The organism is Pseudoalteromonas sp. GB43 (assembly GCF_054923805.1).
This window is the reverse complement of the sequence record NZ_JBPCHJ010000001.1, coordinates 1,254,461-1,274,238: the sequence shown is the minus strand read 5'-3', so window position 1 is coordinate 1,274,238 and position 19,778 is coordinate 1,254,461. Positions and strand designations below refer to the sequence as shown.

Annotated in this window: 11 protein-coding genes and 7 pseudogenes; 13 read left to right on the top strand and 5 right to left on the bottom strand. The window is 41.9% G+C overall.

The window, feature by feature from the left end; all coding sequences use genetic code 11:
* Positions 1-17: 17 nt before the first annotated feature.
* Positions 18-671: pseudogene (gene rluA, locus ACRWSG_RS06015) on the bottom strand (bifunctional tRNA pseudouridine(32) synthase/23S rRNA pseudouridine(746) synthase RluA).
* Between the two features lie 479 nt (positions 672-1,150).
* Between rluA and ACRWSG_RS06010 the strand changes: the two are divergent.
* The 5 genes and pseudogenes from ACRWSG_RS06010 to ACRWSG_RS05990 all read left to right on the top strand — a co-directional run bounded on the left by ACRWSG_RS06010 (position 1,151) and on the right by ACRWSG_RS05990 (position 7,482).
* A complete protein-coding gene (locus ACRWSG_RS06010) occupies positions 1,151-1,810 on the top strand; it encodes a tRNA-uridine aminocarboxypropyltransferase (protein WP_054551007.1) in 660 nt (219 codons plus the stop codon).
* A 955-nt stretch (positions 1,811-2,765) separates the two neighbouring features.
* Positions 2,766-3,770, top strand: a complete 1,005-nt coding sequence (locus tag ACRWSG_RS06005) for a Fe(3+) ABC transporter substrate-binding protein (RefSeq protein WP_138601729.1) — start codon at positions 2,766-2,768, stop codon at positions 3,768-3,770.
* A gap of 77 nt (positions 3,771-3,847) precedes the next feature.
* Positions 3,848-5,481, top strand: a pseudogene (locus ACRWSG_RS06000) (ABC transporter permease).
* Complete coding sequence (locus ACRWSG_RS05995; protein ID WP_166340488.1) at positions 5,478-6,521, top strand: ABC transporter ATP-binding protein; 1,044 nt, start codon at positions 5,478-5,480, stop codon at positions 6,519-6,521. The pseudogene ACRWSG_RS06000 and the gene ACRWSG_RS05995 overlap by 4 nt, the downstream one beginning before the upstream one ends.
* A 61-nt stretch (positions 6,522-6,582) precedes the next feature.
* Positions 6,583-7,482 carry a Dyp-type peroxidase gene (locus ACRWSG_RS05990; protein ID WP_462165873.1) on the top strand — a complete coding sequence of 300 codons (900 nt, stop codon included), beginning with the start codon at positions 6,583-6,585 and terminating at the stop codon, positions 7,480-7,482.
* Here the strand turns inward: ACRWSG_RS05990 and argR are convergent.
* Positions 7,479-7,946: a transcriptional regulator ArgR gene (gene argR / locus ACRWSG_RS05985; protein WP_054551012.1), complete on the bottom strand. Its 468-nt coding sequence runs from the start codon at positions 7,944-7,946 to the stop codon at positions 7,479-7,481. The two genes, ACRWSG_RS05990 and argR, sit on opposite strands and share 4 nt — an antisense overlap.
* A 225-nt stretch (positions 7,947-8,171) precedes the next feature.
* Between argR and mdh the strand changes: the two genes are divergently transcribed.
* Positions 8,172-9,107: a malate dehydrogenase gene (gene mdh / locus ACRWSG_RS05980; protein WP_462165872.1), complete on the top strand. Its 936-nt coding sequence runs from the start codon at positions 8,172-8,174 to the stop codon at positions 9,105-9,107.
* Between the two features lie 89 nt (positions 9,108-9,196).
* Here the strand turns inward: mdh and ispB are convergent.
* A pseudogene (ispB, locus tag ACRWSG_RS05975) lies at positions 9,197-10,020 on the bottom strand (octaprenyl diphosphate synthase).
* 557 nt (positions 10,021-10,577) lie between these two features.
* Between ispB and rplU the strand changes: the two are divergent.
* The 5 genes and pseudogenes from rplU to ACRWSG_RS05950 all read left to right on the top strand — a co-directional run bounded on the left by rplU (position 10,578) and on the right by ACRWSG_RS05950 (position 13,495).
* Positions 10,578-10,890 (top strand): annotated as a pseudogene (gene rplU / locus ACRWSG_RS05970) (50S ribosomal protein L21).
* A 16-nt stretch (positions 10,891-10,906) separates the two neighbouring features.
* The gene (rpmA, locus tag ACRWSG_RS05965; protein ID WP_054551015.1) at positions 10,907-11,164 is read left to right on the top strand and encodes a 50S ribosomal protein L27; all 258 of its coding nucleotides are present in this window, start codon (positions 10,907-10,909) and stop codon (positions 11,162-11,164) included.
* A 162-nt stretch (positions 11,165-11,326) separates the two neighbouring features.
* A pseudogene (gene cgtA / locus ACRWSG_RS05960) lies at positions 11,327-12,480 on the top strand (Obg family GTPase CgtA).
* A 79-nt stretch (positions 12,481-12,559) separates the two neighbouring features.
* Positions 12,560-13,038, top strand: a pseudogene (gene folA, locus ACRWSG_RS05955) (type 3 dihydrofolate reductase).
* Between the two features lie 79 nt (positions 13,039-13,117).
* Positions 13,118-13,495: a DUF3718 domain-containing protein gene (locus ACRWSG_RS05950; RefSeq protein WP_054551017.1), complete on the top strand. Its 378-nt coding sequence runs from the start codon at positions 13,118-13,120 to the stop codon at positions 13,493-13,495.
* Positions 13,496-13,641: 146 nt separating this feature from the next.
* Here the strand turns inward: ACRWSG_RS05950 and ACRWSG_RS05945 are convergent, their stop codons facing one another.
* Positions 13,642-14,610 carry a class 1 fructose-bisphosphatase gene (locus tag ACRWSG_RS05945; protein WP_462165870.1) on the bottom strand — a complete coding sequence of 323 codons (969 nt, stop codon included), beginning with the start codon at positions 14,608-14,610 and terminating at the stop codon, positions 13,642-13,644.
* 160 nt (positions 14,611-14,770) lie between these two features.
* On the opposite strand from ACRWSG_RS05945, the pseudogene ACRWSG_RS05940 reads away from it, so the two are divergent.
* Positions 14,771-17,201: pseudogene (locus ACRWSG_RS05940) on the top strand (zinc-dependent metalloprotease).
* Positions 17,202-17,306: 105 nt separating this feature from the next.
* Entirely contained in the window at positions 17,307-18,089 is a 783-nt protein-coding gene (locus tag ACRWSG_RS05935; protein WP_166340496.1) for a YggN family protein, read from the top strand.
* A gap of 61 nt (positions 18,090-18,150) precedes the next feature.
* Here ACRWSG_RS05935 and ACRWSG_RS05930 read toward each other — a convergent pair whose 3' ends face one another.
* Positions 18,151-19,725 (bottom strand): methyl-accepting chemotaxis protein, encoded by a 1,575-nt coding sequence (locus ACRWSG_RS05930; RefSeq protein WP_462166904.1) that lies wholly within the window; start codon positions 19,723-19,725, stop codon positions 18,151-18,153.
* Positions 19,726-19,778: the final 53 nt, after the last annotated feature.

Below are 19,778 nucleotides of genomic sequence, written 5' to 3'. Positions count from 1 at the left end.
ATATTTAGCGAATTGTCTTAAAACTCAGGAGCAGCTTCAAAAATCAATATTTCACCGCTGGCTGGGTGGACTAAGGTTAGCATTTCAGCATGCAGTTGTAAGCGAGGAGCCATGGCGAATGCCTCGGGGTGAGCATACAACTTATCGCCTAAAATAGGGTGACCTAATGACAGCATGTGCACACGTAGTTGGTGAGAACGCCCAGTAATAGGGGTCAGCTCAACACGAGTTGCATTCTGTTCATGCTCAAGTACTTTAAAATGGGTTAATGACGGTTTGCCATTGTCGTGATCAACCATTTGCTTTGGGCGGTTCGGTCAATCACAAATAAGTGGTAAATCTACAGAACCAGTTTCTTGCTCAAGCTTACCAAATACACGAGCAATGTAGCGTTTCGCGGTTTTTCTATCTTGAAACTGAATGCTTAAATTACGATGCGCTTCTTTATGCATAGCTAAACAAATAATGCCAGAGGTCGCCATATCAAGGCGGTGAACAATTTTTGCCGTTGGGAAAACGCGATTAATGCGAGCAATAAGGCAGTCGGCGTGTTTTGGGTCTTTTCCCGGCACAGTAAGTAAACCACTTGGTTTATTCACAATAAGTAAGTCATCGTCTTGATAAACAATACTTAAATAAGGTGTCATTGGGGGATTATAATTGAGTAACACAGCCAGCCTCGATGATATACAAGGGCGCTATTTTAAAGGAGTATGAGCGCTTACACAATGCCAGAGCTGGTTTTAGAAAAGTAGTTAAGATACAGTAAATTCAGCTATGGAGTTTTAAGAGAAGGACAAACAAATGTTTCGCTTTGGTTTAATTCGCAGTAAGCCTTGTTCACGATGTGGCTTAGAAGTAAATTATCTTGAGCCAGAGTGTCCGCACTGTAAAGGCTTATCAGATTTACAGGTCGTGTTTTTGAAGAAGTCCCACAGAGATGATTTACGTAATAAAAATAGCGATTTAATAGCCGTTTTTTGGAAGCTAACCCTTGTTGCATTTTTTATAACACTACTTCTCTTCATTTTTTAGAAATAGCTTGCTCTTTGGGCTTGCAGATATCTATTCCCCTTATTTTTAGCTACAATACGCGCCGTTTAATTATCTGGTAAATACAGTGGCTACTATCTCAAATAATTCCGTGTTAATGCTTCGTGCTCAGCAAATGACTGAGTCTCGTCGTGAATTTAAAGCGCGAGGAGCAAAGTTAACGCGTTGTGAGCGATGTTTATTAGCCGAACACTATTGTATTTGTGATGGTGTTGAACAGGCAAAGTGTGATGCCGCGGTTTGTTTACTTATGTACCATAATGAGAGTTTTAAGCCGTCAAATACTGGCCGTTTAATTGCTGAAATCGTGCCAGATAACCATGCCTTTAAATGGGATAGAACAAATCCAGATGAAGCCTTATTAAGCTTATTGGCAGATCCTCAGTATCAGCCAATGGTTATTTTTCCTGCTAGCGATGTAGACGACGAAGAGCGGGTGATCACCGAAGTAACCCCTGTTGAAGGTAAGCGTCCATTGTTTATCTTTTTAGATGGTACTTGGCGCGAAGCAAAGAAAATGATCCGTAAAAGCCCTTATCTAGATAATTTTCCTGTGCTTTCAATTACACCTGAAAAGCTTTCGGATTATCGATTGCGTGTTGCCCCGCATGAGCATCAACTAGGTACTGCTGAGGTGGCTATTATGGTTCTTGCTCTTGCTGGTGAAGAAGATGCAACTCAAAAGCTTGAGCAACATTTTATTAAGTTTAGAGATGCTTACCTGCTTGGTAAGCGAAATAAGGGACGCCCGGAGTAATAGTACCAATCCGCAATAATACTTAATCATTTTGAGGGATTAAACCTGTCGCTACCTGCGTTAAAAATTACTGATTTAGAACAACTAAATAACGAAATTTTTGCCTTGTTATCGACGAGGTTTTATTGCCTCAAAATAGACCACTTAATTAAGCGAATTGGTATAACTCTTTACTAAATTGTAGGCAAAAGAAAAGCGCGTACTATCTCTAGTCGCGCTTGCGGAATCTTCTTAATTTTTTGCATCCTGCAATTGAATCTAATCAACTCCCTAAACTTTGCCAATCCATGCGATTACACTTTACTTATTGGTTCTGTGTAATATAAGGCAATCCCGCCTTGTTTCCTTGTTAGTCCTTTACATCCTTGCTGGTAATCACTTTACCATTCCCTTACGTGCCATCCCGACACTATCCCTTTATTTGCAAATCCGTTGCGATGCCCTAACGGTATGTCCTTTATTCCACTTTTGAACTTCCTGTATAACAACATCCTGTTGTTATGCCATTCCACATCATCCTGATGCTGTCCGTAGGTTGTCACTCCATTGCGTTACTCTTCCTGAGCCTGTCCTTGATTCCTTATTCTCCTAATGAACCTTATTCCGCGGTATTATGAGTAATGCTTCCTTATCCATCTACTCATTAAGCTTCTTGCTTAGTTGATGTAAGTAATTATAGAGAAATAGGCAAAGCTGAGTAGGTCAAAATCTTACTTAATCTGCTGGTTATTTTATTGTCATTTAATATATTTCATTAAATTTCAGTTGGTTAGGTTTTTTTATGCAGTGTTTGCTGGTGCTTTTTACTCAATAACTGCCATGCGGGTGAGATATGTCTTACATGCAAATTCCTAAATGGCAGCTATGTTGATTGAAATATAAGTTTAAACGGGTGCACTTTGCCCTAACTCTAGGTAAAATATTTTGATAATTGTTACTATTTAGGTGCTATAAAATGAAGAAAACAGCCTTAGTATTACTTAGCGCATTATTAAGCGCGCCTACATTTGCTGCAGATGTAGTAAATATTTACTCGTTTCGTCAACCATTCTTAATTCAGCCTATTTTGGATGATTTCACTAAGCAAACAGGCATTAAAACTAATGTGGTATTTGCAAAAAAAGGGCTGATTGAGCGTGTTAAGCGCGAAGGTAAACACAGTAAGGCTGATTTAGTATTAACTTCAAATTTTAGTGCGCTGATTCAATTAGAAGATTTAGGCTTAACGCAATCAATTAATAGTGATGTAGTTAATGCGAATGTGCCAAGCACTTTTCGCGATGCCGACGGTCAATGGATAGCACTTACTAAACGTGTACGTAATGTTTACTCTGCAAAAGAGCGCGTTGGTGCGCTTGGTGAGTTAACATACGAAGATTTAGCGGACCCAAAATACAAAGGTAAGATCTGCACTCGCTCTGGTAAACATCCATACAATTTAGGTTTAGTTGCTTCTATGGTTGCTCACCATGGCGAAGCAAAAACTAAGCAATGGCTTGAGGGCGTAAAAGCCAATTTAGCACGTAAACCGCAAGGTAATGACAGAGCGCAAGTCAAAGCCGTAAAAGAAGGTTTATGCGATCTGGCGTTAGGCAACAGCTATTATTTTGGCAAAATGATGCAAGATGAGCAGCAAAAATCATGGGCTGAAGCGGTTTATATTAACTTCCCTAACCAAACGAACCGTGGTTCTCATATCAATGTATCGGGCGTTGTTATGACCCGTTATGCTAAAAACCCTGAAAATGCCTTGAAACTGGTTGAGTATATGACCGACAATAAGGCGCAAAATATGTATGCTTCCGTTAATATGGAATACCCTGTAAAGCAAGGGGTTGCATTATCAGAGATGGTTGCATCATGGGGTGAGTTTAAAGAAGATAGTCTACCTCTTGATGAGATCAGCAAATATCGCCCTGTGGCACTGAAGCTGATTGATGAAGTAAAGTTTGATTTATAACGAGGATATTTCTCGTAACACATTTTTATAAAAGCTGTTTTTTAACAGCTTTTATTTTATCTGGTATTAATCCACTTATGCATGTGAAGTTTTCGCTGTCGCGTTGGCAGCTTATAGCCTGGCTGATTGGCCTGTTGCTTGTTACGCCATTAGGCTTTTTATTATTTGAATCTCTACAAGGAGATTCAGATGTATTTCAGCACCTTTTCGATACCGTGCTGTGGGATTATACCCGTAATACTCTCATACTCATTGCAGGGGTAGGGCTGTTAAGCTGTGTAATTGCATTGCCGTTAGCTTGGTTAACTGCATATTGTGACTTTCCTGGGCGTAAGCAATTTGAATGGGCGTTAATGCTGCCTTTAGCAATGCCAACTTATCTTATCGCCTACGTGTATACCGACTTACTTGATTATGCAGGGCCTGTACAGATCGCACTCAGAGACTGGTTTGGTTGGCAATCACCAGACGATTACTGGTTTTTTGATATTCGTACATTGACTGGGGCTATTTTTATGATTGCCTTGGTACTCTATCCTTACTTATACCTAATTTTTAAAACGGCACTCAGAGAGCAGTCTTTTAAACTAGTGCAAGCTAGTCAATTAATGGGGCTATCACCATTACAAAGTTTTCTACGCGTTAGTTTGCCTCTTGGTCGTGGGGCGATTGTGGCAGGGGTTACATTGATCAGTATGGAGGCTATGGCTGATTTTGCTACTGTTAACTACTTTGCTGTGAGCACACTGACGACCGCTGTTTATGATACATGGCTTGGCTATTACTCATTAACCGCAGCGGCGAAAATCTCAGGTATTATGTTACTGATTTTGTTTTTAACCATCATGGTTGAGCGCTTTAGTCGTCGCAATCAAGCTGTGTATGAACGTCAGTCAAGCGTAAACAGCGCAACTTTGTATCGCTTAAAAGGCGGTGCGGCATGGGCTGCAAGCTTGGCTTGCACCGTTGTGCTGGTATTGGCTTTTATTCTGCCGGTTGGAGTATTAGTTAAATATGCCATTGTCTATGCAGATGAAGCATGGAATGGGGCATTCTTTAATTACGCTTGGCAAAGCTTTAAAGTGGCAGTAGTGGTGAGCATTGCAACTATCCTATTGAGCTTATTGGTATTGTTTTATCAACGCATTGCGAAGCAAGCTTACCCTTTGATCCCTGGGCGTTTAGCAAGTACTGGCTATGCCTTACCTGGTACTGTATTAGCGATTGCTGTATTGCTCCCATTAACTCAGCTAGATGATGCATTAAATAATTGGCTTGAGCCTTTTGGTTTATCACCAGGATTACTTTTGAGCGGCACTTTATTTGCGATGATTTTTGCTTATGTTGTACGTTTTTATGCGATTGCGCATGGCGCGCTTGAAAGCAGTTTTTTACGTATTAGCCCTTCATTAGATATGGCTAGCCAATCAATGGGCAAAGGATCTTACAAACCTTGTGGCGAGTACATTTACCGCTATTAAAACGCGGTATTTTAACAGCTGGTTTATTAGTGTTTATTGAGTGCATGAAAGAGTTACCTGCGGCTTTATTACTCAGACCTTTTAATTTTGAAACCCTAGCAACTCATGTTTTTCAATATGTTAGTGATGAGCAATTGGAGCTTGCGTCAATTTCAGCCTTGTTTATCGTGTTAGTTGGGTTAATCCCTTTGTATTTCGTTAATCGTTCGATGGAGCAAAATCACTCATGAGTCATTTGATAATTAAAGACTTAGCTTATCAGTACAATGCGACTCAGGTGTTGAGTGAACTAAACCTCAATGTTGAACAAGATGAAATCGTCTGTTTGCTTGGCGCAAGTGGCTGCGGCAAAACCACCACCTTAAAGGCAATTGCCGGGATTTTACAGCCTGATCAAGGCTATATGAGTATTGATTCAAAAGTGGTCAACGATAGTGGGCTGTTTGTTGCACCGGAAAAACGTAATATTGGCATGATGTTCCAAGACTATGCGCTGTTTCCTCATTTAACGGTAAGCGACAACATTGCGTTTGGTCTTAGCAATATGAGCAAAGCGCAAAAGCGAGAGCGTGTAGATGAAATGCTTAGCCTTGTTAAACTCGATGGTTGTGCACAGCGATACCCTCATCAGCTTTCTGGTGGACAGCAGCAACGTGTGGCAATAGCCCGTGCACTTGCTTACAAACCAAGTTTATTATTACTTGATGAGCCATTTTCGAATATTGATACACAAGTGCGTTTTGAGCTTATTGCAGATATACGCCGAATTATTAAAGCTCAGCAGGTTTCTGCGGTATTTGTTACCCATTCGAAGGAAGAAGCTTTCGCATTTGCTGACACGCTTGCGGTTATGCATGGTGGAAAAATAGCCCAACAAGGCTCTCCTGAGCAGTTATTTAGCCAACCTAACTCAAAGGTGGTTGCAGAGTTTCTTGGTACGGGCATATACTTAACGGCAAAAGTATTAACGCCAACTGAATACGAAACGGCGTTTGGTGTGGTTCACTCATTGACACCGAACAATGCAGATTGTCAGCAAGGTCAAGTGTATATAAGACCGCACCATATTCAGTTGTGTGAAGCTGCGCACAGTGACGCAAACAGTTTAACTATTTTGCACAGGCGCTTTATCGGTACGCGTTATGTATATCGAATTAATATTGCAGGGCAAGAGTGTGAAGTTGCTGCAGAGCAAGACCGCGTGTTAGCTGTTGAGCAACCTGTAAAAATAAAAATAATGCCGCACACAGTCAATTTTTTTCATGATTAGTAATAAATAACAATCTTGAATCCTTGGCTTTGTGCAAATAACGAGAAGCTAAGGATTCACTATGGCGCAAGCGCAATCTGGGATTTGTGCTGAAGCAAACTTACATGGTTTGCACCTGTTTTTTAATGTTTACGATGGCCACGATGAGTCATTACGTAAAAAACTAAAACGCGTTAGCGTCATTCAAGATGAGTTTGCTGATCAGTTCTCAGAAGCCATGCTATCGTGCGTGGTTGCCCTTGGTGCTCAGTATTGGTCGCATATCTTGCCCGAGTTTATTCCTAGTCAATTGCAAAGCTTTCCGAATGTAACTCATAGTGATCATGTGATGAGTGCCCAGCCATTTGATTTGTTTGTACAAATTCGCTCAGACCGTGAAGATGTAAACCATCTATTTGCCCTGCAAATCCTAAAATTATTAACACCGGATGTTGAGCTGGTGGAGCAGGTCCGTAATTTTCGGTTTTTAGATGGACGTGATTTTAACGGCTTTATTTATGCAGGCGATACACCTCATGGCCGTCAAAAGCGTAGTACAGCACTTATCGACAAACCGGGTCACTTTGAAGACCAAGGCAGCTATATCCATGTTCAGCGCTTTGTGCATGATTTGAGTGTCTGGCAGCATTTATCGTTATCAGAGCAAGAGCAAATCATGGGGCGCACGCGTCTAGATAACACCTTGATTGTGCCTGCTGTAGAAACCAGTCATGCGGTTCGTAGTGAATTAAAAGATGAGCATGGCCAGCCTCTCTTGCTAAACCAAAGCATGCCATTTGGTGATGTGCATAAGCAGGGAATTTTAATGGTTTCGTGTGCGGCGCAAGGGGATGCGTTTGAGCAGGTATTAAAGAGTCGCTTGGGGCAGGGCGATTGCTATGATCATTGGCTCGATTTTACTCAAGCCGATATGGGATCTGCGTTTTTCGCCCCGTCAGTAAACTTCTTAAAGCAACTTTAAACGGTATCGAATAAAGTGCGCACGCGATCGAGCGTCACATCGATTTCAGAAATCTTCGCAGGGGCGATAAAAATAGTGTCGTCGCCTGCAATAGTGCCTAGTACGCCATCTGCTTTACCGAGTGAATCAAGTAAACGAGCAATTAATTGTGCTGCGCCTGGACTGGTGCGAATAATGATCATCATTTCGTTATGCATAATATCAATAACAAGCTGACGCAGTGGGCTTTTCGCTGTTGGCACACCCATTTCAGCCGGTAAGCAATAGACCATTTCTTGTTTTGCATTACGAGTACGTACCGCACCAAATTTGCTTAACATGCGAGATACTTTACTTTGACTAATATTATCAAAGCCTTGCTCTTTTAATGCTTCGACAATCTCACCTTGTGAACCGAAGTTTTCTTCTTTTAATAGCGCTTTAAACGCTTTGATCAGTGCTTCTTGTTTGTCTTGTGGTTGCATGTTGCCGTTTCTTTATTCATAAAATGTAGGGTAATTCTACACAACTCTGCATATTTATGCAGTATTAGTTTACAAAGTCGTCCAAAATGCTGTGTCTTTACAGCCAAGTTTACAACTATGGTCGAAATTATACGCGAAATAAGCAGGATAAATTTGTTTTTAGTCGCTAATTTCATTATCTTTAGGGCCACAAATATTTCCTACCTCAAATTACGGAGAATTCCAATGAAAGTTGCTGTTTTAGGCGCAGCTGGCGGTATCGGCCAAGCATTGTCTTTATTATTAAAAACAAGTTTACCTGCAGGTTCTGAATTATCGTTATACGATGTTGCCCCTGTTGTTCCTGGTGTAGCGGTTGATCTTTCTCACATCCCAACAGACGTTAAAGTTGAAGGCTTTGGTGCTGACAGCTTAGACGCAGCATTAGCTGGTTGTGATATCGTTCTTATCCCAGCGGGTATGCCACGTAAGCCAGGCATGGACCGTGCGGACCTTTTCAACGTAAACGCAGGTATCATCAAAACATTAGCTGAAGGCATCGTTAAAAACTGTCCTAAAGCGTTAGTAGGTATCATCACTAACCCAGTAAACGGCACAGTGCCAATCGTTGCTGAAGTATTCAAAAAAGCGGGTACTTACGATGCAGGCCGTGTATTCGGTATCACAACGCTTGACGTGATCCGTTCAGAAGCATTTGTTGCTGAACTTAAAGGTTTAAGCGCAACTGACGTTAAAGTTCCAGTGATCGGCGGTCACTCAGGTACGACAATCCTTCCTCTTCTATCTCAAGTTGAAGGTGTTACTTTCACTGACGAAGAAGTTGCGGCATTAACTCCACGTATCCAAAACGCAGGTACTGAAGTTGTTAACGCTAAAGCGGGTGGCGGTTCAGCGACTCTTTCTATGGGTGCTGCAGCAGCACGCTTCTGTATGTCTTTAGTTAAAGGCTTACAAGGTGAAGAAGTAGTTGATTACGCATACGTTGCAGTTGAAAACGGTGACGCAGCATACTTCGCACACCCAGTTCGTCTAGGTAAAAACGGCGTTGAAGAAATCCTTTCTTACGGTGAGTTAAGTGCATTCGAAGAGCAAGCTAAAAACGACATGCTAGCTACACTTAACAAAGACATCCAAGAAGGTATTGATTTCATCAACGGTTAATTCCGACAGATGATAGGCGATTTTTTAAATCGCCGAAAACAAAAAAGCCTGCAAATGCAGGCTTTTTTAATGGCTCGAATAAATAGTGTTTAGTGATCGCGGGCAACGGCGATACGGGCCAAACTCTCTAAGGCTTGTTTGTACGGTGTATCTGGTAAGAACGCAATACAAGCAATTGCTTTGTCAGCTTCTTGCTCAGCTTTTTGCATTGCAAACTCAAGGGCTTTAGTGTCAGCTAATGCCGCTAGAATGCTTTCTAAATGGTCCATACCATTACCAAGCTCAATAGCTTCGCGTACTAGCTTAACTTGCTCTGGTGTGCCTTTTTGCATTGCGTAGATAAGCGGTAGGGTAGGTTTACCTTCAGCTAAATCATCGCCAATGTTTTTACCAAGTTGCTCGGCATCGGCGTTGTAATCAAGTACATCATCCACTAATTGGAATGCAGTGCCAAGATGCATTCCATATAAGTTTAATGCTTCAAGGGTTTGCTCGTCTTGCTCGGTAATAATTGCAGCAAAACGGTTGCAGCTTCGAACAATTTTGCCGTTTTGCTGTAAATAACCTGCATATAGCTTTGTTCTGTGGTGTCAGGGTCATTACAGTTCATTAGCTGTAATACTTCACCTTCAGCGATGACATTGGTTGCATCCGCTAAAATTTGCATGATTGACATTTTACCTAGGCCAACCATAAGCTGAAATGAACGTGTATAGATAAAGTCACCGACCAAAACGCTAGCTGCATTACCAAACTCTGCATTGGCTGTAGGCGTACCACGGCGCAAATGTGACTCGTCGACAACGTCGTCATGCAATAATGTGGCGGTATGAATAAATTCGATGATAGTGGCAAGCGTAATATGGTCTTTGCCCTCATAACCAAGTGCTTTTGCCGCTAAAATGGCCAACATAGGACGAACGCGTTTACCGCCACTGTTTACTATGTATAAACCGAGTTGGTTAACCAATGCGACATCTGAGCGCATTTGGGCATGTATAAGTTGATTGACGTCATCCATTTCATTTTCGATTAACGTCTGGATAGCTTTTATATCCATTGATCTCCGAGCCAATATTTATGGGTATACGGGGCTGATTGTACAACAAAAAAAGCGCTTGCTCGATATTTTGTGATGATTCAGTAAAAAAACACTGTAAAGTTTTTTATTTGAGATCAATTTTGCCAAGATAAATTTATAACCTTGATTAATAAGTGATCAGCTTTTTGAATTTTAAAGGTGCCTATTATTAACGTAATTTAATTGTCATGAGATCGTAAAAACCGCTTGGCATGTGGTGTTTTTAGGATAGAATAGGGGAAAATATTGAATTGCTCTCAATGCAGCTATTTTTTATTCATTTTATCGAAAAAGAGGCTTGCTAGTTTTTGCACATTAGCGTAAACTTCGCGCCCTATTGAAGAATATTTTAGTTGCGTCGATTTGAGGGCGCACAGACGGAGTTAATTATGTACGCGGTTTTCCAAAGTGGTGGTAAACAGCACCGTGTGACTGAAGGTCAAACAATTCGTCTTGAGAAATTAGACGTTGAAACTGGTGCAGCAGTTGAATTTGATTCAGTACTTTTAGTTGCTGATGGTGAGAAAATCGAGAATCGGTGTACCGTTCGTAAACGGTGGTAAAGTAACAGCTGAGGTTGTTTCACACGGTCGCGGTGAGAAAGTTAAGATTGTTAAATTTAGACGTCGTAAGCATTCTCGTAAGCAAATGGGCCATCGTCAATGGTTCACTGAAGTTAAAATCACTGGCATTAGCGCTTAATTAGAGGTACTGAGAAATGGCACATAAAAAAGCAGCTGGTAGTACTCGTAACGGTCGCGATTCAGAAAGCAAACGCCTAGGTGTTAAGCGTTTTGGTGGCGAATCAGTTCTAGCGGGTAGCATCATTGTTCGTCAACGTGGTACTCGTTTCCACGCTGGCGCAAACGTAGGTATCGGTAAAGACCACACTATCTTCGCAAAAGCAGATGGTAAAGTTCAATTCGAACAGAAGGGTCCTTTAAACCGTAAATACGTAAATATCGTAGCTGAGTAATCATCTCGATATTTGAAAAACCCCGCCTTTGCGGGGTTTTTTGTTTTAAGGCACATAATAGTGCGTATAAATATATACCTAAGCGCCTTGGCATTGGGTGCTGAATAGGGCACTTAGGTATATAATAGAGTTATTAACAAGCCAATCTTAAAGTGAGTAATCATGAAGTTTGTAGATGAAGTAGAAATTCGTTGTGACGCGGGTGATGGCGGCAGCGGTGTCGTATCTTTCCGACGTGAAAAATATGTACCAGATGGCGGTCCTGATGGCGGCGACGGCGGCGATGGCGGCAGCGTTTATCTACAAGCCGATGAAAACTTAAATACGTTAATTGATTACCAATTTGAGCGTTTTCATAAAGCAGAGCGCGGCACAAATGGTCAAAGCCGTAACATGACTGGTAAAAAAGGCGCTGATTTAACGCTTAAAGTGCCTGTTGGTACACGTATCATTGATGTTGATACTGAAGAGTCATTAGGTGATTTGACCAAGCATGGTCAAAAGGTTGTTGTTGCAAAAGGTGGTTTCCATGGCTTGGGGAATGCACGTTTTAAATCAAGTACAAACCGCGCTCCACGTCAAAAAACACTAGGTACACCTGGTGAAGTTCGCAGCTTACGTCTAGAGCTAATGCTACTTGCAGATGTTGGCTTACTTGGTTTACCAAATGCTGGTAAATCAACGTTTATCCGCAGTGTTTCTGCAGCTAAACCAAAAGTGGCAGATTACCCGTTTACGACGCTTATTCCTAATCTTGGTGTAGTACGCCCAGATGCGAATAAGTCATTTGTAATTGCTGATATCCCAGGTCTAATCGAAGGCGCTTCAGATGGCGCGACCTTGGTATTCGCTTCTTAAAACACTTAGAGCGTTGTCGTGTATTACTGCATATCATTGATGTTATGCCTGTTGATGGTACAAACCCGGTTGATAATGCCTTTGCGATTATTAATGAGCTACACCAATACAGCCCTAAACTTGCTGAAAAGCCGCGCTGGTTAGTATTTAACAAAATTGACCTATTACCAGAAGATGAAGCTGAAGCCCTGTGTAATGAAATTGCCGAAGAGCTAGGTGAAGAGGTTAATGTTTACCGTATTTCTGCTGCGAATAAACAAAATACTCAAGCATTGTGTCATGACATTATGGCGCTACTTGATAGTATGCCGAAAGAGAAATTCGCTGAAGAAGAGAAAGAAGAAGTTGAATTTAAGTGGGATACTTATCATCAGAAAGCGACCTCTCAAGATGATGATGATTGGGATGACGACTGGGATGATGATGACTACGATGTGGAAGTTATCTACCAACGATAAAATTTAAAACTGAAAAGGAGCCATGCGCTCCTTTTTTATTAATAAGAAAAAAGTATTAAGGTTTAGTGTGAAAATTTCAATGATTGCTGCGATGGCAAATAACCGAGTAATTGACAAGACAACCAAATGCCATGGCATTTACCCGCCGATCTGCAACACTTTAAAAAAGTAACCATGGCAAAGCCTGTGATCATGGGCCGTAAAACATTTGAATCAATAGGTCGGCCTTTACCGGGTCGTCAAAATATTATTATCACGCGTAATGCTGATTACACAGCTGAAGGTATTGAGGTGGTTACTTCACCAGAGGCTGCGCTGGAATTGGTTGCTGATGTTGAAGAAGTAATGATTATTGGTGGCGGAAATATATACGAACAATTCCTGTCTCAAGCAGATCGTCTATACTTAACTTTTATCGACCTTGAAGTGGAAGGTGATACGCAGTTCCCAGATTACGAAAGTGTTGCTAATTGGACAGTTGCCGAGCAAGAAAAGCATCAGCCTGATAACAAAAACCCTCACTCGTATACTTTTGTAACCCTGTACAAAAATTCGTAACATTATTGCGGTAAAATTAATTAGTTGGTACAATATTACACAATCTTGGTAAGAAAAAAGTATTACATAAGGGCAAAATATGATGAAGTTACCAAATATGTTACTTGCAGCGGCTGTTGTATCAGCGTCAGTTGCGTATACAGCACCAGCAAAAGCTGATGATCAATTAGCGGTTTCTATCTGTGAATATATCGCAGCTGATGATAAAAACCGTTTGCGTAGTAAGCTTAAAAGCTCACGTGTGAAAATTCGTAACATTTTTGATGCTGTGAAATGCAATGGCAATAACATGCTTCGTCATGCAATCGAAAGCGGCGCGGCAGATACTGGTGAGTATATTGTTAAGAACTTATCAAAAAGCTCTTTAGAAGATGGTGCTGATATTGCTTGGGCTGAGTCGAACGGTCACGGTGGTTCACCACTAATCGCTGTTATTAAAGACCGCGCAGGCCTTTAATTTAAGCGCCAAAAGAATTTAAGAAACCGCACTCGTTGCGGTTTTTTTGTGCCTGTAAGGTAAGTAACTTGTTGAGAATCTCTCGTTTATTAAAAACTGGAAGCTTCTAAAGTTGAAGTCTTCCAGTTTGAGGCATTTACTGCTTGTTATTTATGGTAGCTTAAACAGGTTTCTACTTCGTTCTTCGAACCTAAGATCACCGCCACACGTTGGTGAATAGCGTCAGGTTGAATGTCCATGATGCGCTCAGTGCCTGTAGAAGCTATGCCGCCAGCTTGTTCGATTAACATTGCCATTGGGTTTGCTTCGTATAATAAACGTAATTTGTTAGGTTTATTTGGATCTTTCGTGTCAGTTGGGTAAGTAAAAATACCACCACGACATAATACACGGTGCACATCACCCACCATTGCAGCAATCCAGCGCATGTTGAAGTTACGACCACGTGGGTTTGTGTCACCAGCAATTAAGTCATTGATGTAATTTTGCATCGCAGGTTGCCAATGGCGTTGGTTTGAAGCATTGATAGCAAATTCGCTGGTCTCTTCAGGTACGCTTGCAAAATCTTGTGTTAATAAGAAGGTACCGTGCGTTTTATCTAAGGTGAAAAAGCGTGTGCCTTTGCCGGTTGTTAACGCCAGCACGGTTGATGGGCCATATAACACATAACCCGCTGCAACTTGGTTTTTACCCGGTTGCATAAAAATACTAGGATCAGCTGGATCTGAACCTTCAGGCGCTGCCATAATTGAGAAAATTGTACCAACGAGTGAGTTGATATCAGTATTTGATGAGCCATCAAGTGGGTCGAATGCAACAATGTAGTTGGCATCTGGATTACCCGCAACGGTGAAGTCTTCTTCTTCAGAGGCAATGGCTTTTACGTAGCCCGATTCTAATAAAATATCTTTTAAAAGTTGGTTAGTTAGAACGTCGAGTTTTTTCTGTGTTTCACCCTGAATGTTTTCGTCTAGGGTTGAGCCTAATACGCCAGATAGGGCGCCTTGACCAACACGAAATGAAATTTCTTTACATGCCGCAAGTACCGTTCTGATCAATGAGATCAGTTCACGAGGGCAACCATCTTCTAACAATACCGGTGGGAGTCTACGCATTCTATTTTCCTGATAACGTTGTAGCCAGACATTTTTAGTGTGAGAGAGAATGTCTTAGCAAGCGCTGAATTTCGTCTTAAATAGCTGATTTTTATAAACGGTACTTTATACTGCTTAATACCTATACAGTATTTAAAACGCGAATAACAAAGATAAGATTATGCAAAAAATACCATTACTACGATATCTGCTCTTAGCTGTGCTACTTACTATGATAACTCAAGCACACGCAGCAATTAAGTCTATAAATGATTTTACTGAAAAAATGACTCATTTTTCAGGCTATTTTTCATTTTACTACGACACAGAAAACGGCAAATTGTATCTTGAGGTGGATAAACTCGAGCAACAATTTTTACTACAACAAAGCCTACCTTACGGTGTTGGTTCAAATGATATTGGCTTAGATCGCGGTCAGTTAGGTGACACACATTTAGTACAGTTTGAGCGTTTTGGCGATAAGGTAATGCTAAGAGCCATCAATACTTATTACCGCGCTAATACTAATAACCTTGCGGAACAACAAAGTATTAAAGAGGCGTTCGCATCGAGTATTTTAGCGGGTTTTAGTGTTGTAGCTCAGTCAGATACTGCGGTACTTGTGGATTACACCCCTTATTTATTAAGCGATGTTCATGGCGTAAGCCGTCGTTTATCGGCAACCGGGCAGGGAAGTTTTAATCTAGATAGTAACCGCAGTGCGGTATATTTAGCACGTTCAAAAGCGTTTGAAAAAAATACAGAATTAGAAGCCGTACTTACTTTTCAAGGTAATAACCCAGGAAAGTATGTACGCCAAGTGAGCGCAGACCCTTATGCGCTGACAGTACATATGCATCACTCATTAATTGAATTACCTGATGATAACTACACCCCGCGCAAGTTCCACCCTCAAGCAGGTTTTTGGAGCATTGAGCACAAAGATTATGCGGCAGCGCTGGGTGAGTCTATGTATGTGCGTTACATCCCGCGTCATCGTTTAGCAAAAAAGATCCGAGCCTGCCAATCAGCGAGCCCGTTGAACCGATTGTTTATTACTTAGATCCGGGCGTACCAGAGCCAGTTAAAACAGCGTTACTTGATGGTGCTAAATGGTGGAATGATGCCTTTAATGCAGCAGGTTATAAGAGCGCATTTATCGTTAAAGTGCTCCCTGATGATGCCGACCCTATGGATATTCGCTACAACGTAATTCAATGGGTGCACCGTGCAACCCGTGGTTGGTCGTATGGCAGTTCAGTGATTGACCCTCGAACTGGCGAAATTATCAAAAACGCCATGTGACACTGGGTTCACTGCGTGTTCGTCAAGATATCTTAATTGCAGAAGCATTAGCAGCTCCCTATTTTGAAGGCAATGAAGTAGCTAAGCGTTTACAAGCCATGGCACTTGACCGCATCCGTCAATTAAGCGCTCATGAAGTAGGGCATACTTTAGGTATTTCGCATAACTTTGCAGCGTCAGTGGCAGACAGAGCTTCTGTGATGGATTATCCACACCCACTACTGAGCTTCAATGAGCAAGGTAAATTAGATGTAAGCCGCGGCTATGCTGCTGGCATGGGCGTATGGGATACCCAAGTGGTCAAATACGGTTATAGCGACTTCACCAATCAAGATGAAGCACAGCAATTGGCCACAATTTTAGCTGAAAACAAAAGCAAAGGGCTGGAATTTATTTCAGACAGTGATGCCCGCGCTCAAGGGGGCGCTCACCCAACTGGGCATTTATGGGATAACGGCAGTTCACCGAGTGATGAGCTTATGCGGGTACTAGATGTTCGTAAACAAGCGCTGACGAGCTTTGGTATCGAAAACATCAAAACGGGCACAGCTTTATCACAACTAGAAGAAATGCTGGTGCCACTTTATTTGTTCCACCGCTATCAAGTTGAAGCGGCGGTTAAATTAATTGCCGGTGTAAATTACGAATACGAAGTTCGTGATGGTTCACAACCAAAAGGGGCGCAGGTTGTGGCAAAGCAAACACAACAAGCGGCAGTGGATGCCGTACTTGCGACATTAAAAGCTGAGAACCTTGTTTTGCCTGAGTCGGTATTAGCGCTTATTCCACCAAAAGCGTATGGTGAATCAAAATCACGGGAGAGCATTGTTGGTCGCACAGGGCTAACGCTCGATGCGATGGCACTGCCTGAGGTTGCTGCAGCACATAGCTTGAGCCTACTTTTTAATAGCCAACGTATTAACCGTTTAGCGCAGCAGCAAGCACGAAGCGATGCATTTTATGGTTTAGATGCGTTATTAGCACAAACTTATCAGCAAGTTTTCGAACAAAAAACTGCCTCAGGGATGGCAGGTAAAATTAGCCAACGTGTGCAGCTTTTAACGGCGAAACAATTTGCCGACTTAGTCGCTAGCAATGAGGTGGCACCCGAAGTACAAGCTCAGCTTCGTTACTACTTAGCTAAACTTGCAAAGAGTTACCAGCAAGAATCAATGCTAGGCAGTGTATCCGTTGGCAACAGTGCATTTAAGCAATATTTAAGCGAGCAAATCAGTCACTTTTTAGAAAACGGTGAATGGCCTGCAAACTTTAAAGTGTTGCCAATGCCACCGGGCTCACCAATTTAACTCACCTTTCTTTTAAGACGCCTAGCATAGCTAGGCGTTTTACTTGCATAAAATTGGATATTTGCTAATCTAGCGGCCTTCCTTTTTTGTCTTTTTGAGGTGTATATGGCGTTCTTTTCTCGCTCGTTGTTAGCAGCGGCCATTACATTCTCTAGCTTTTCCAGTTACGCAACCCTAGAAAAAAAACAATGCGATGTAGAGCTAAGCCATGGCTTGATCATCACTGATGATGTCATTCGTATTGTTGATAAAGGTCAAACTCGCGTACAAATCAACAACGATAACCAATTGTTTATACGTGGTTATTGGGTTGATTTAAGCCCAGAAGAAAGCCAAGTTGTAGAGCAGTTCAGCCGCGGTATCAGGCAAACCGTCCCTGAACTTGTTGACCTGGCGACCGATGGTGTAAACCTTGGCTTAAGTGCTATCGAGCAAGTTGTTGAGGGCATGTCAGACAAAGAGCCTGAAGTGCTAAAAACTCAACTGCAATATGTTGAGCGTGCACTAATGGATAAATTTAAGCGTGGCGATGACTTTTTCTTTATTGCTCCGCAGTCGCTGTCGAAAATCGATGACTTTTTTACCAAAGAAATCAGCCAAAAAATTCACTCTGCAGTTCACGGTTCACTTGGCGCTATTTTAGTTTCGCTAGGTGATGCCTTTAAATCGCGCGAAGGTAACATCGAAGACCGTATCAATGATATGGGGCAGCGTATGGACATCATCTCAAAAGAAATTGATAAATCACTACAAAAGAAAGCAGAGCAATTAGAGATGAAAGCCTCAGAATACTGTGAGTGTTTGAACTCATTAGATGTCACTGAGTCACGATTACAACAAATGGTGCCGGGGATGGCCGATTTTGATTTGGTACAAATAAAGTCTTAATACGAACTTAAAACGAAAAAGCCCAGCAGTTGCTGGGCTTTTTCGTTTTTACTTGTTTGAATTAGCTAAACTTAGCGGTTTCAGTTTCTAAATCGCTAGTAAGGCCTTTGATCAAATCGGTTGCTGTATGAGCCTGATTAGATACATTAGCCGTTTGTGAAGCCGTGTCTGAGATAGTTACGATGCGCTTGGCGGTGTCTTCACCAGCATCAAGCTGCTCTTTTGCAGCAATAGCTATCTGATGGCTCATTTGCGCGATTGCGCTGAGTGAGCTGGCAACGCGTTTTAGTTCTTCATTGGCTTTAGTCGATTTTTCTACGGTTTGTTCACTGGTACTCATACTGAGCGAAACAGATGACTTGGCATCTTGGGTTGCAGCTTGTAGTTTGCCAATCATATTGCGGATTTCTTCAGTGCTGGTCTGTGTGCGCTGAGCAAGCCCACGAACTTCATCAGCAACCACAGCAAAACCTCGTCCTTGCTCACCTGCACGGGCAGCTTCTATTGCCGCATTAAGCGCAAGTAAGTTCGTTTGTTCGGCAATACCTTGAATAACACTCAGTACATTTGCGATGTTATTTACTTCATCATCAAGCACTTGAATGTTATTACCAGCGCTGTCAATTTGCTGCTCTAAAAGCGCGATAGTATCAGCAGCCTCGCTGGTTAAGTGGCTGGCACTTTGACCTTGTTGCTCAGCTTCTTGCACTGAGTAAGCGGCTTGCTCAGCATGTTCTACAACGGTTTGCGCTGAGGCTGTTAACTCGGTAATAGCTGAAGCTACCATTTGAGTTTCTTCGTTTAGGCTACGAGTGAGTTTGTCGAGCTCAACAGAGCGATATTCGTTATCGACACTTTGATTTTTTAAGCTATCTGTAACCCCTTTAATGCCACCAACAACGCCGCGTAACCCTTGCTGCATATAATGCATGGCTGCAATAATGCTTTCAGGTGGGGTATCTTGGCGAATATGTGAGTTTAAGTTGCCACGAGAGACATTCTTAACAATACCAATTACTTCATCAATTTCGCCGCCCAAGGCATTAGTGAGCGATGAACCAAAGCGGGCAATGGCAAAGGTCAGTGCAATGGCAATAAGCATAGATAAGCCCAGCAGCCACTTTGCAGTATTCCAATAACGTTCATCAACTTCTTTGGCGCTAATGCCTGTACCAACATACCAGCCAAACAGCGGTGTTTTTTGTACTACAGAGGTTAAATCAACGGTTTCACCATCTCGCACTGAATCCCAGTGATAGGTGATGATTTTATTGGTCGTGTTACCCACGAGATTTTCGACCATACGGTCGATACTGTTGCCGCTGGCATCTTTAAAATCGTTAAAGCTGGTGCCGTGTAGTTCTGGGTCGTGCGGAGTGGCGACAAAATCTAAGTTGTTGTCGACGACATACACATATTCTGAGTCGTGGTATTTATTTTCTCGAAGTACCTGAATCGCGAGCTTCTTTGCTTGTGCTTCTTCGAGTTGATTGCTTTTAACCATCAACTCAAATTGCTCAACAATATTGGTGGTGCTCTTCATGAGCTGGTTGATACGCGCGATGTTGTCGCTTTCGCTGGCATGACGTAAAGATTGTAAGCCAAGTAAAGCTATCGCCGATAACGCAATAAACATTGCGATAGCAAATAAGGTGATTTTTGTTTTTAAAGCTAATCCTGATAACACAG

Bases quoted from the DNA above. Each gene is read 5' to 3' on its own strand.
- ACRWSG_RS05995 (WP_166340488.1), top strand. From the start codon at position 5,478: ATGAGTCATTTGATAATTAAAGACTTAGCTTATCAGTACAATGCGACT.
- ACRWSG_RS05945 (WP_462165870.1), bottom strand. From the start codon at position 14,610: ATGCGTAGACTCCCACCGGTATTGTTAGAAGATGGTTGCCCTCGTGAA.
- ACRWSG_RS05935 (WP_166340496.1), top strand. From the start codon at position 17,307: ATGGCGTTCTTTTCTCGCTCGTTGTTAGCAGCGGCCATTACATTCTCT.
- ACRWSG_RS05990 (WP_462165873.1), top strand. From the start codon at position 6,583: ATGGCGCAAGCGCAATCTGGGATTTGTGCTGAAGCAAACTTACATGGT.
- rpmA (WP_054551015.1), top strand. From the start codon at position 10,907: ATGGCACATAAAAAAGCAGCTGGTAGTACTCGTAACGGTCGCGATTCA.
- ACRWSG_RS05930 (WP_462166904.1), bottom strand. From the start codon at position 19,725: ATGTTTATTGCGTTATCGGCGATAGCTTTACTTGGCTTACAATCTTTA.
- ACRWSG_RS06005 (WP_138601729.1), top strand. From the start codon at position 2,766: ATGAAGAAAACAGCCTTAGTATTACTTAGCGCATTATTAAGCGCGCCT.
- mdh (WP_462165872.1), top strand. From the start codon at position 8,172: ATGAAAGTTGCTGTTTTAGGCGCAGCTGGCGGTATCGGCCAAGCATTG.
- ACRWSG_RS05950 (WP_054551017.1), top strand. From the start codon at position 13,118: ATGATGAAGTTACCAAATATGTTACTTGCAGCGGCTGTTGTATCAGCG.
- ACRWSG_RS06010 (WP_054551007.1), top strand. From the start codon at position 1,151: ATGCTTCGTGCTCAGCAAATGACTGAGTCTCGTCGTGAATTTAAAGCG.
- argR (WP_054551012.1), bottom strand. From the start codon at position 7,946: ATGCAACCACAAGACAAACAAGAAGCACTGATCAAAGCGTTTAAAGCG.